The sequence below is a fragment of the Pseudomonas jessenii genome (genome assembly GCF_002236115.1).
Taxonomy (GTDB): Bacteria; Pseudomonadota; Gammaproteobacteria; order Pseudomonadales; family Pseudomonadaceae; genus Aquipseudomonas; species Aquipseudomonas jessenii.
On record NZ_NIWT01000002.1, the window covers coordinates 44802 to 56891 of the forward strand.

A 12090-nucleotide genomic window follows, 5' to 3' on the forward strand; every position below is an offset into this window, starting at 1 on the left:
ATCCAACGGGGGCAAGCCCCCTCGCCACAATGAATATGTGCAGGCGGGGATATGAAAACAGCCTGGCGTTGTTATATCGGAGGATGATGGGGACCGAGATAACAACGACAGGCTGTAAAAGCGTCCCGGGCTTCCTTGCCCGAGTCGTGTAGCGGGGTGAATCAGAACTTGGCTTCGGCATCCAGTTGCAGGGTGTTGATGTCCGAATCGGTTTTCTTGATGTTGGCGTTGGTCTGGTCCGAGGTCGCCATGTAGTAGGTCGCGCCCAGGGTGAAGTTCTTGTCCAGTTCGTAGCTCACTTTCAGCTTGCTTCCTCGCGAACCGGTGAAGCCGTTGGCGAAGTCGGAGTCGGTGAAGGCGCCCACCACAGCGTTACGCTGTACGTCGCGGTAGTTGTAGTCCACGCCGAAGCCGTAGAGCTTGGTCTTGACACCGGCCAACCAGCCAGTGTCCTGGTCGTTGCTGGCATCGGCGTTGTTGACGTACTGACCGTACAGCGACAGCGGTACTGGCAGGTTGGAGAAGTCCAGCTGGCCAAAGCCTTCGTACAGTTTGAACTGTTCGCCCGGGCTGTTGCCGTTGACGGCCAATGCGCACGGCGTGGTGACGGTGCCGCTGGTAGGGCAGGCGCTGCTGTCATCGTTGTCGTAGGCGTAGAGACTGCCGCCCAAGGTCATTTTCATGCTGTCGGTGATGGCGAAGCGACCACCCAACTGGCCGGCATACAGGCGCAGGTCGTGTTTGAACTGCACGCCTTCACCGTCGACGTTGTCCTTGAGGGTGTAGTGACCGGCGCTACCGAACAGCTCGGTGCTGCCGCTCAGCGGGTACTTGTAGGTAACGGCCAGACCTTCCGGGCTGATGTCGCTATCCCAGATGATGTCGCCCATGCTCACCCATTGTTGCGGCATCTTGCCGCCAACCAGGTGCAGGTTCTTGATCGCGTCCGGGTGGTAGTCGACGTAACCCTGGTCCAGCCAGATCTGCTTCTTGTCGAAGTAGTTGTCCAGGCTCTGGTTGGTGGATCGAGCGTCGTCGTTGTTGCCGGTGGCGATACGGATACCGGTGTCGACTTGCGGGTTGATTTCGGTGTAGGCACCCAGGCGGGCACGAATGCGCTGACGGTCCTGGTCTTTGTTGTTGGATACGCCATCGTTGTGGACGGTTTCCTGACGGAAGCGCACGTCGCCCTTGAACTGGGTCTTGGCAGCCCAGGCCAGTTTCTGGTCGAAAGCGCTCAGTGTGTCGGTTTTCTTCGCGGTGGCCGCAATTTGCTCGTTGGTCTCTTGCTGAGCCTGACGGGCGATCTGCTGTTCTTTCTGATCCCTGGCCAGCTCGGCTTGCAGTTCGCTGTACTGCGCGCTGGTGATCGAGCCGTTAGCCTTGAGCATGTCGAGCAGTTTGGCGTCGACTGCGGCACTGGCCGGAACACTCATGGCCAGCAACAGGCCACCGCACAAGGCCGCCGCAGTTTTCGTGGAAGCAAGACGCATATCAATCTCCGAAGATGAGAGGGGATGACAGAGCCATCCGGGACACAACCGACCATAAGGGGGCGGAAAACAGTGGCCGGGTATAACCCGGCGCTCTAAAAACAGGCGCCAGTATCGCGATGGTTTATTACAGGGCGGTGGCAATGTGATGTCATGTCGATGACGATACAAAGCTGCCGTGAACTATTGAGTTAGAGCGCTGTCGTCGTTTTGCCCGTGTGCATTGCAGAGCGATAGGCGATACTCGCGGGGCTTTCACGCCATGAAGAGTGAGGATGGTGATGCCGTTGCAACGCCTGCAAAAACTGTCAGAAATCGCCCCGCAGACGTGGGACGCACTGGTGCCCGAGACTCAGCCTTTTCTGCGTCACGCCTTTTTGAGCGCACTGGAAGACAGCGGCAGCGTCGGACCCCATACCGGCTGGCAGCCCGAGCATTTATTGCACGTCGAAGGGGATCGACTGATCGCCGCGCTGCCCGGTTATCGCAAGTGGCATTCCTATGGCGAGTACGTGTTCGATCACGCCTGGGCCGATGCCTGTGAACGTGCCGGCATCGACTACTACCCCAAGCTGTTGGGCGCGGTGCCGTTCAGTCCGGTCACCGGGCCGCGGTTGTTGGCGGCCACGGTCGATGACGGCTTCGAGTTGTTGAAAAGCCTGCCGGGCTACCTGGAGCTTGAAGGGCTCTCCAGTGCCCACATCAATTTCACCGATCCGTTCACCGACGCGGCACTGAGCGAGCAACCGGGCTGGCTGCAGCGCGTTGGCTGTCAATACCACTGGCAGAATCGCGGCTACCGGGATTTCCAGGACTTCCTCGACGTGCTCAGTTCGCGCAAGCGCAAACAGATGCGCAAGGAGCGCGAGCAGGTGGCCGGCCAGGGCTTCGAATTCGAATGGCTGGAGGGGCGGGAACTGAGCCAGGCGCAATGGGATTTCGTCTATGCCTGCTACGCCAATACGTACGCGGTGCGCCGGCAAGCGCCGTACCTGACGCGGGAGTTTTTCAGCCTGCTGGCCGAGCGCATGCCGGAGTCGATTCGCGTGGTACTGGCCAAACAGGATTCAAGGCCGGTGGCGATGGCGTTCAGTCTGGTGGGGGGCGACAGCTTTTATGGCCGTTACTGGGGATGCCTGGCAGAGTTCGACCGCCTGCATTTCGAGACCTGTTTCTACCAGGGCATGGACTATGCCATTGCCAACGGTTTCCAGCGTTTCGATGCCGGAGCCCAGGGCGAGCACAAACTGATTCGCGGATTCGAGCCAGTCATTACGCATTCCTGGCACTACTTGCGGCATTCGGGATTGAAAGCTGCGGTGAAAGACTTCCTGGAGCAGGAGCGGTTGGGGGTGCTGGCTTATGCGGAGGATGCGAAGTCAGCCTTGCCTTATCGACAAGGCTGAACTTCAGCGTGTCAGCTTTCTTCCTTGCCCAGCCAGCGATACAGCACGCCACCGACCACTGCACCCAGTAGCGGCGCGACCCAGAACATCCACAGTTGTTGAATCGCCCAGCCGCCGACGATCAGCGCCGGGCCGGTGCTGCGCGCCGGGTTGACTGAAGTGTTGGTGACCGGGATCGAGATCAGGTGGATCAGCGTCAGCCCCAGGCCGATGGCAATGGGTGCCAGTCCTGCCGGTGCACGTTTGTCGGTGGCGCCGAGGATGATCAGGATGAACATCGCGGTCATCACCAGTTCACAGACAAACCCTGCCGCCATCGAATAGCCGCCAGGCGAGTGTTCGCCGTAGCCGTTGGACGCCAGGCCTCCCGCCAGTTCGAAGCCGGGTTTGCCGCTGGCAATGAAGTACAGCAGCGCGGCGGCAATCACACCGCCAATGACCTGGGCAATGATGTAGGCCGGCAATTCCTTGGCCGGAAACCGCCCACCCACCACCAGGCCGAGGGATACCGCGGGATTGAGATGACAGCCGGAAATATGGCCAATGGCAAAAGCCATGGTCAGCACTGTCAGGCCAAACGCGAAGGACACCCCGAGCAGACCGATCCCCACCTCCGGAAAAGCCGCCGCCAACACTGCGCTGCCGCAACCACCCAACACCAGCCAGAACGTACCTACCAACTCAGTCGCCGAACGTTTTAACAGAGACATAGGAGAGTGCCCTTTCGAGATTATGCTGCCTTGAGCATCCAGCCGATGGACTGCAGAACCATCTCCAGAACGTTGAAGTCAGTACAGCACGGTTTTTTCAGAATTCCAGCAGGCACAAAAAACCGCCAGGGCCCGTTGTTGGCGGGCCCTGGCGGTTATTTCGATCTTCGGTATGGCGCTCCCACAGGGATTGGTGTGTTGATCCAATGGATCAATCGATCCCGACAAACCCACCGGTCTGGTGTTGCCACAACCGCGCATACAAACCGCCATGGGCGAGCAGCTCGGCGTGGGTTCCGGTTTCGGCGATCTTGCCGTTTTCCAGCACCACCAGCCGGTCCATCCGGGCGATGGTCGAGAGCCGGTGAGCGATGGCGATCACGGTTTTGCCCTGCATCAGGGTCTCGAGGCTTTCCTGGATCGCCGCTTCGACTTCCGAGTCCAGTGCCGACGTGGCCTCATCCATGATCAGGATCGGCGCGTCCTTGAGCAGTACCCGGGCGATGGCAATGCGCTGGCGCTGGCCGCCGGAGAGTTTCACCCCGCGCTCACCGACGTGGGCATCGAAACCGGTACGGCCTTCAGCGTCCGACAACGAAGGAATGAAACCGTCAGCCCGGGCCTTGTGCACCGCTTCCCAAAGTTGGGCGTCGGTGGCGTCGGGTTTGCCATACAGCAGGTTGTCACGGATCGAGCGGTGCAGCAGCGAGGTGTCCTGGGTAATCATGCCGATGCGTTCGCGCAGGCTTTCCTGGCTGACGTCGGCGATGTTCTGGCCGTCGATCAGGATGCGTCCGCCTTCGACGTCGTACAGGCGCAGCAGCAGGTTCACCAGGGTTGACTTGCCGGCGCCGGAAGGGCCGATCAGGCCGATTTTCTCGCCAGCCTTGATGCTCAGGTTGAGGTCGCCGATGATCCCGCTCTGCTTGCCATAGTGGAAATCCACCTGTTCGAAGCGTACTTCGCCGCGGGCCACCGCCAGGGGTTTGGCCTGGTCGCGGTCGGTGACGCTGACCGGTTGCGAGATGGTCTGCAGACCGTCCTGCACCATGCCGATGTTTTCGAAAATGCCGGTCACCACCCACATGATCCAGCCGGACATGTTGACGATGCGGATCACCAGGCCGGTGGCCAGGGCAATCGCCCCGACGCTGATCAACGACTGCGTCCACAACCACAGGGCCAGGCCGGTGGTGCAGACGATCAGCAAGCCGTTCATGCTGGTGATGACCACGTCCATGCTGGTGACGACACGGCCAGCCAGTTGCGCCTTTTCGGTCTGTTCCTTGATCGCTTCGCGGGCGTATTGCTGCTCGAAGTTGGTGTGGGCGAACAATTTCAGGGTGGTGATGTTGGTGTAGCCGTCGACAATCCGCCCCATGAGTTTGGAGCGCGCATCGGACGCCACCACCGAGCGATCCTTGACCCGTGGCACGAAGTAACAGAGGGCGCCGATGAAGGCGAAGATCCAGGTCAGCAGCGGGATCATCAGGCGCCAGTCGGCTTCGGCGAACAGCACCAGGGAACTGATGGCGTAGATCAGCACATGCCACAACGCATCCACGGCCTGCACGGCGGAATCGCGCAGTGAGTTGCCGGTTTGCATGATGCGTTGGGCGATGCGCCCGGCGAAGTCGTTCTGGAAGAAATTCAGGCTCTGCTTGAGCACGTAGCTGTGGTTCTGCCAGCGGATCATGCTGGTCATGCTGGGGCTCAGGGTCTGGTGTACCAGCAGGTCATGCAGGCCCACGAATATGGGGCGCAGCACCAGCGCAACCACCACCATCCAGGTCAGTTCGAGGGCGTGATCCTGGAACAGATTGATGTTCGGCGTGCCTTGGGCCAGGTCGATGATACGGCTCAGGTAGCTGAACAACGCCACCTCGATCAACGCACCAATCAGGCCGACGATCAGCAGGGCGGCGAAGCTCGGCCAGACCTGCTTGAGGTAATAAGTGTAGAAAGGGAAAACCCGGTCCGGCGGAGACGCCGTCGGTGCTTCGCGGAAAACATCGATCAGTTTTTCAAAACGGCGATAAAGCATTGGTTGTTCGCCCGCGAGCGGGCTCTCCTTTTAACGTTTTGAGCGTTGCCGGCAAACACCGGCAACGGCTCGGACATCCTTGTCCAGCTTAGTCTCAGTCGATGCGCTTGGCTGACTTGATGAACACCGGATCGGCCGGCACGTCGCGCATACCGTTTTTGCTGGTGGTAGGCGTGTTGACGATGATATCGACCACGTCCATGCCCTTGACCACTTTGGCGAACACGGCGTAGCCGGCGTCGCGGCCCGGATCAAGGAAATCGTTGTCCTTGACGTTGATGAAGAACTGGCTGGTGGCCGAGTCAGGATCGGAGGTGCGTGCCATCGACAGCGTGCCACGCACGTTATGCAGGCCGTTGCTGGCTTCGTTCTTGATCGGGTCCTTGGTCGGTTTCTGCTGCATCGAGGAGGTGAAACCACCGCCCTGGGCCATGAACCCCGGGATCACCCGGTGGAAAATCGTGTTGTTGTAGAAGCCACTGTCGACGTACGCAAGGAAGTTCTTGGTACTGATCGGGGCCTTGACCGGGTCCAGTTCGATTTCGATCTGGCCGTTGGTGGTGTCCAGCAGCACATGCGGTGCCTTTTCCGGCGTCGCGGCCATCAGGTTGGCGGCAAACAGGACGGTGCCTGCGGCGAGGGCGATTTTTTTCAGCATGGGTCAGTGATCCTGAGTGGTGGTGTCGACTGCGGTCAGAAACTCCAGCAGCGTCTGGTTGAAGTGTTCCGGCTGGTCCAGCGGCGTGGCGTGGCGTGAATCGGCGATCACCACCAGCCGCGCGTCGGGCAGCAGTTTTACGTAGTTTTCCTTCAGCGCCACCGGTGTGTAGTCACGGTCGGCGCTGACGATGAGGGTTGGACAGGTGACCTTCGAAAGTCGTTCCTGGACTCCCCAGCCGACAATGGCATTGAAGCTGGCGAGATAAGCATGTTTGTCGTTTTTTGCCCAGCGTTCGGCCATTTTTTGTCGCAAATCGGCCTGCTCGGGTTTGGGGAACAGCTTGCCGCCCAGTGCCTTGCCAATGGTGCGCAGGCTGAGTGCGTGCATCAGGCTCCAGCGCTTGAACCACTGCCAGTAGTCATCGCGGCTGCGCAGCTTGACCTCGGGCGCGCTGTTGACGATGCACAGGCTCTTGAGCAGTTGCGGCTGATCCACGCCCAGCTGGAAGCCGATCATGCCGCCCATGGACAGGCCGACATAGTGTGCCGGACCGAGATTGAGGTGTTCGATCAGTGCAATCAGGTCAGCGCTGAATCCGGCGATGCTGTAGCGCTCTTGGGGCTTGTCCGAACGGCCATGACCACGCACATCCGGGACGATCACCCGGTAGCGGGTAGCAAGTGCCGGGATCTGTTTTTCCCAGTCCAGGGTGCTGGAGCCGAGGCCGTGGACCAGCAGCAGCGGAGTGCCGTGACCATATTCCTCATAGTGCAGGTTACAACCTTCGTGTTCGAAATAGGCCATGCATACACTCCGTGTCAGGCTTGTTCGGGGGCGGCGAACGGTGCGTCCAGTGGTGCGGTGTCAAACGTACGCAGCAGTTCGATGAGAATCTGCGTGGCCGGCCCCAGCGGTTTGTCCTTGTTCGAATACAGGTAAAAGCTCGGGTTACGGCTGCCGCCCTGATCCAACGGTAGCAGCTTGAGCGTACCTTCCTTGAGTTCCCGTTCGATCATGTGCCTGGGCAGCCAGGCAAAACCCAGGCCGCTGCCGACGAAGGTCGCGGCGGTGGCCAGGCTGCCGACGGTCCAGCGCTGTTCGGCACCGAGCCAGCCGACGTCCCGTGGTTGCTGGCGGCCCGAGTCGCGGATCACCACTTGCATCTGGCTTTCCAGGTCCTGGAAGCTCAGTTCGCGGTTGAGGCGGTGCAGGGGATGCTCCGGATGGGCAACCGCAACGAACTCGACATCGCTCAACTCCGCGCCCAGGTAACCGGGAATACTGAAACCCGTGATGGCCAGGTCGGCCACGCCTTCGAGCAGGACTTCCTCCACGCCAGACAGCACTTCCTCGCGCAGGCGCACCCGGCAGCCACGGCTTTGCGGCATGAACGCGGTCAAGGCGCGGACGAGGCGGGCGCTTGGGTAAGCGGCATCGACCACCAGGCGCACTTCGGCTTCCCAGCCCTGCTCCATGTGATGGGCCAGGTCTTCGAGTTGACTGGCCTGTTTCACCAGTTGCCGGGAACGGCGCAACAGCACCCCGCCGGCTTCGGTCAGCACGGCTTTGCGTCCGTCGATACGCAGCAACGGCACGCCGAGTTGATCCTGCATGCGGGCCACGGTGTAGCTGACTGACGATTGCGAGCGATGCAGCGCCTCGGCGGCCTGGGCGAAACCACCGTGATCGACCACGGCTTGCAGCGTTCGCCATTGATCGAGGGTCACGCGGGGCGCTTTCATGTTGAACTCCTCTTGTCCTAAGCTGGCAGCCCTAATTGGAGGCTGCTGAATGAAAAAATTCTGTTGTGTGCTGCTGGCGCTGCTGCCGCTGACGGCGATGGCTTACCCGATCGATGTGAAAAAAGACCTCAACGGCATGAAGATCGATTACCAGACCTACGACACGGATAACGACATCGGATCCATCCAGGTGGCCAACTACGGCGACGTCGATGCCAGCTGCAAGGTTGTTTTCATCAATGGCCCGGAAGCCCCGCGTACCCGCAAGATCGACGTACCGGCCGGCAAGCACAAAAATGCCACCGCCAAGTTCACCCGCAGCATCATCAAGCTGCGCATCGAACTGACCTGCACTCCGAAATGAAATCAATCCCCCTGTGGGAGCGAGCTTGCTCGCGATAGCGGTGTGTCAGGCAACAGAAAAATTGAATGACATGACGCCTCGCGAGCAAGCTCGCTCCTACAGGGGGTAGTGCATGCTGAGCTTATAAACGAATTTATTGATGGGTTATAGCAGTTATTTGCGCTTTTTCATCGATATGACTCTGTTTAACCTTCACTCCATCGACCTACAGCATTCTCAGATGGAGGCTACATCCCATGTCCCGCGTTCTGATCATCGAAAGCAGTGCCCGTCAGCAAGACTCGGTTTCCCGCCAACTGACCCAGACGTTCATCAGCCAGTGGAAAGCCGCTCACCCGAATGACCAGATCACCGTCCGGGACCTGGCCGTCAAGCCGGTGCCGCACCTGGACATCAACCTGCTGGGTGGCTGGATGAAACCCGCCGAACAGCGCAGCGACATCGAACAGGCATCCCTGGAACGTTCCAACCAGTTGACCGACGAATTGCTTGCCGCCGATGTACTGGTCATGGCCGCGCCCATGTACAACTTTGCGATCCCCAGCACCCTGAAAGCCTGGCTCGACCATGTACTGCGTGCCGGCGTGACCTTCAAGTACACCGAAACCGGTCCCCAAGGCCTGCTCAGCGGCAAGCGTGCGTATGTGTTGACGGCTCGCGGCGGCATCTATGCCGGCAGCACCGCCGATCACCAGGAACCGTACCTGCGTCAGGTCATGGGTTTCATCGGCATCCACGACGTGACGTTCATCCACGCCGAAGGCATGAACCTGGGCGGTGACTTCCAGGAGAAAGGCCTGAACCAGGCGAACGCCAAGCTTTCGCAAGTGGCCTGACCGGTTAATCGCCAGATAATCGCTGGATGGTTTAGTGACCTGGCGCAACCCTTCAAGCCTGTACGCGCATCGAACCTCCCTTCGCACTTGTTGCTCCTGAGTGCCCTGGCCCGATTGAACGCTTTAGCGAGATCGGGCTTTTTTTTTGCCTGCGATTTAACCAACACCGACAAAACCCTGTGGGAGCGAGCTTGCTCGCGATGACGGAGTGTCAGTCGACAATGATGTTGAATGATCCACCGCTATCGCGAGCAAGCTCGCTCCCACAAGGAATTTGTATTATTTGGGTGTTCGCGATCAGCAGCAAAACCCGCTATCGTCGCCGCCATTCGAAATGAGGCGAGCATGGGCTATCTACTTTTTGTCACGCTGATCCAGGCGTTTTCCTTCAGTTTGATCGGCGAATACCTGGCCGGTCATGTCGACAGTTACTTCGCCGTGCTGGTACGCGTGCTACTGGCAGGGCTGGTGTTCATCCCGCTGACCCGCTGGCGCTCGGTAGAGCCGGCATTCATGCGTGGCATGCTATTGATCGGCGCGTTGCAGTTCGGCGTGACCTACGTCTGCCTGTACCTGAGCTTTCGCGTACTGACGGTGCCGGAAGTGTTGCTGTTCACCATCCTCACGCCGCTGCACGTGACCCTGATTGAAGATGCGCTCAATCGTCGCTTCAACCCCTGGGCCCTGGTCGCGGCGCTGGTGGCGGTGGCGGGGGCTGCGGTGATTCGCCTTGACCGGATCAACCCGGACTTCTTCATGGGGTTCATGTTGCTGCAACTGGCCAACTTTACCTACGCCGCCGGGCAGGTGCTCTATAAACATCTGGTCGCGCGCCACCCGAGCGATCTGCCGCATTACCGGCGTTTCGGCTTCTTCTACCTCGGCGCACTGGCGGTGGCATTGCCGGCGTTTCTGTTGTTCGGCAAACAGAACTTCCTGCCCGAAGCGCCGTTGCAATGGGGCGTGCTGCTGTTCCTCGGCCTGGTCTCGACCGCTTTGGGACTCTACTGGTGGAACAAAGGTGCGTGCCTGGTCAACGGCGGTACCCTGGCGGTGATGAACAACCTGCATGTGCCGGTGGGGTTGCTGATCAACCTGCTGATCTGGAACCAGCACGAAGAACTGGGGCGGTTGTTGCTCGGTGGTTCCGTGATTTTGCTGGCGGTGTGGATCAGTCGGTTGGGTATACGGCGCGCAACCAGCTTCGTGTAGGCGTTGCCGCAGGCTGCGATTTTTGACGAAGAGCTGCTCGCATTCGGTGAGCAGCGAGCGTTGGCATACTGGTGCGCAATGCTCGGATGACCTCTATCTGAGCATAATTTGTCTGGTTATTTAAATGACGTGTAATGTATTTCTCTTGAATCGTTTATGTTTAATGCTTCTTTTGCTTATTGATTTACCATCTTTTGTGTTGGCTGATGAGGTGCATGCAAAAGACTGGAGAGCGATTACTGTTAATGATCTTTCTGTCATTCGACAACTGGTAGTTACTTCTCATCCGGGCGCTATAGACCGTGAAAATGAGTCTTTTTCAGGCTGGGTTGAACGGGGTTATGTGGATGCCAGTCAGCTGTCCAGACGCGTCAACTCAAGGAAAGACTCCCTGGCTGTGCTTAATTTCTACATCGCAGGCTTTAAGGACGGGCACGTAGGGCTGAGTCAACCGGATAAAGGAAGTTCGTCCTGGGCAGGTTTTATTCTGGATAGGCGAGGTCAGAGTTTTTTTGTAAGGCGCGTCGCTGAAAATTGGCCTGTGCCGCTGCCGCCGATAGGCTCCGAGGTTATATCGTGTGATAACAAATCGGTCCGAGAAAAAATAGAGAGTGAAATATCTCCATATATTGATCGCAGGCTTGATCTACAGTCCACATGGTTGCATTTGGCTCAGCAGTTAACTGTCGATGATGCCAGTTATCCCGTACTGGCGAGAGATTTGTCAAAAAACTGTCTGGTTGCTCTTCCAAATGGGGAAAGACAAAGCTTTGCGTTGCTGTGGCAAGAGGATTCCGGGCAGCTGAAGACTTTCCTGCGCCAACCCCAACCACCTCAATCGCTCCAGAGTTTGGGAGAAGGGCGATATTGGATACATGTATCGAATTTCATGCCGTCAGCAGCCGAGAATGCTTCCCTGGATAAAATGCTCGAGGCCATCAAGCGTATTAACGATGCCAAGCTGGTTGTGCTTGATACAAGAGGTAATCGCGGCGGTAATAGCTTGGTTGGTGCTGAAATACTTTCTGCGCTGTTAGGCTCGCAAAGGGTAAAAAACCTGAGTGAGCCATCTCGTGCGTATGCGATGTGGCGTGTTTCTCCCTTTGCACTCTCAACGCTCAATAATGCTCTAACTACCATGGGGAGTGATTATGGAAAAGACAGCGAAGCTTACAAGTTTGTTCTTGGTCTGACCGGGTCGATGGAGTTCGCGCTTCACGAGAAGAAAGACTGGTTACGACAGCCGAACGAATCCTCGGTCCTTCAAGAAGGCGCGAGAGGATCCAATACCCAAGGTTTTAAAGGCAAGCTTGCACTGGTTACTGACTCTTTTTGCGCGAGTGCCTGTCTAGACTTTGCGGACGTTGTTCTTGCAGTTCCGGGGGTTGTCCATTTAGGTTTACCAACGAGCGGCGATACACTTTATATCGACATAGGCTCTCAAACACTGCCGAGTGGTGCTCAGTTCTGGCTGCCGTTAAAGGTATGGAGAGGCCGAGCTCGAGGAAACAATCAAAGTTATGATCCGCCATTTGTTTTTAATGGCGATATAAACGATACACCTGCAGTTCAAGAATGGGTGCTTGATCATTTTTGATCGGAACGGCGCCATTTCTGAGTCA

General features: G+C 58.2%; 11 protein-coding genes. 5 read left to right on the forward strand and 6 right to left on the reverse strand.

Annotated features, from left to right (window positions below; genetic code table 11):
- Positions 1 to 161: 161 nt before the first annotated feature.
- Positions 162 to 1493, reverse strand: a complete 1332-nt coding sequence (locus PSJE_RS04785; protein WP_057715980.1) for a putative porin — start codon at positions 1491 to 1493, stop codon at positions 162 to 164.
- 281 nt (positions 1494 to 1774) lie between these two features.
- Between PSJE_RS04785 and PSJE_RS04790 the strand changes: the two genes are divergently transcribed.
- Positions 1775 to 2899, forward strand: a complete 1125-nt coding sequence (locus PSJE_RS04790) for a GNAT family N-acetyltransferase (protein ID WP_090457770.1) — start codon at positions 1775 to 1777, stop codon at positions 2897 to 2899.
- An 11-nt stretch (positions 2900 to 2910) separates the two neighbouring features.
- Here the strand turns inward: PSJE_RS04790 and aqpZ are convergent, their stop codons facing one another.
- The 5 genes from aqpZ to PSJE_RS04815 all read right to left on the reverse strand — a co-directional run bounded on the left by aqpZ (position 2911) and on the right by PSJE_RS04815 (position 8056).
- Positions 2911 to 3609, reverse strand: coding sequence for an aquaporin Z (gene aqpZ, locus PSJE_RS04795; protein ID WP_090453724.1), 699 nt, complete (start codon positions 3607 to 3609; stop codon positions 2911 to 2913).
- A gap of 211 nt (positions 3610 to 3820) precedes the next feature.
- Complete coding sequence (locus PSJE_RS04800; RefSeq protein ID WP_057715978.1) at positions 3821 to 5653, reverse strand: ABC transporter ATP-binding protein; 1833 nt, start codon at positions 5651 to 5653, stop codon at positions 3821 to 3823.
- A gap of 94 nt (positions 5654 to 5747) precedes the next feature.
- The gene (locus tag PSJE_RS04805) at positions 5748 to 6311 is read right to left on the reverse strand and encodes a peptidylprolyl isomerase (RefSeq protein WP_090453726.1); all 564 of its coding nucleotides are present in this window, start codon (positions 6309 to 6311) and stop codon (positions 5748 to 5750) included.
- 3 nt (positions 6312 to 6314) lie between these two features.
- A complete protein-coding gene (locus PSJE_RS04810; RefSeq protein WP_090453728.1) occupies positions 6315 to 7118 on the reverse strand; it encodes an alpha/beta fold hydrolase in 804 nt (267 codons plus the stop codon).
- A gap of 14 nt (positions 7119 to 7132) precedes the next feature.
- Positions 7133 to 8056, reverse strand: coding sequence for a PA3225 family LysR-type transcriptional regulator (locus tag PSJE_RS04815; RefSeq protein WP_057715975.1), 924 nt, complete (start codon positions 8054 to 8056; stop codon positions 7133 to 7135).
- A gap of 49 nt (positions 8057 to 8105) precedes the next feature.
- Here PSJE_RS04815 and PSJE_RS04820 point away from each other — a divergent pair, with 49 nt between their 5' ends.
- The 4 genes from PSJE_RS04820 (at position 8106) to PSJE_RS04835 (ending at position 12065) form a co-directional block, all read left to right on the forward strand.
- Positions 8106 to 8420 (forward strand): hypothetical protein, encoded by a 315-nt coding sequence (locus tag PSJE_RS04820; RefSeq protein WP_057715974.1) that lies wholly within the window; start codon positions 8106 to 8108, stop codon positions 8418 to 8420.
- 236 nt (positions 8421 to 8656) lie between these two features.
- Positions 8657 to 9256 carry an FMN-dependent NADH-azoreductase gene (locus PSJE_RS04825; protein ID WP_046043697.1) on the forward strand — a complete coding sequence of 200 codons (600 nt, stop codon included), beginning with the start codon at positions 8657 to 8659 and terminating at the stop codon, positions 9254 to 9256.
- A 345-nt stretch (positions 9257 to 9601) separates the two neighbouring features.
- Positions 9602 to 10468, forward strand: coding sequence for a carboxylate/amino acid/amine transporter (locus PSJE_RS04830; protein ID WP_090453730.1), 867 nt, complete (start codon positions 9602 to 9604; stop codon positions 10466 to 10468).
- A gap of 124 nt (positions 10469 to 10592) precedes the next feature.
- Positions 10593 to 12065, forward strand: a complete 1473-nt coding sequence (locus tag PSJE_RS04835; RefSeq protein WP_090453732.1) for a S41 family peptidase — start codon at positions 10593 to 10595, stop codon at positions 12063 to 12065.
- Positions 12066 to 12090: the final 25 nt, after the last annotated feature.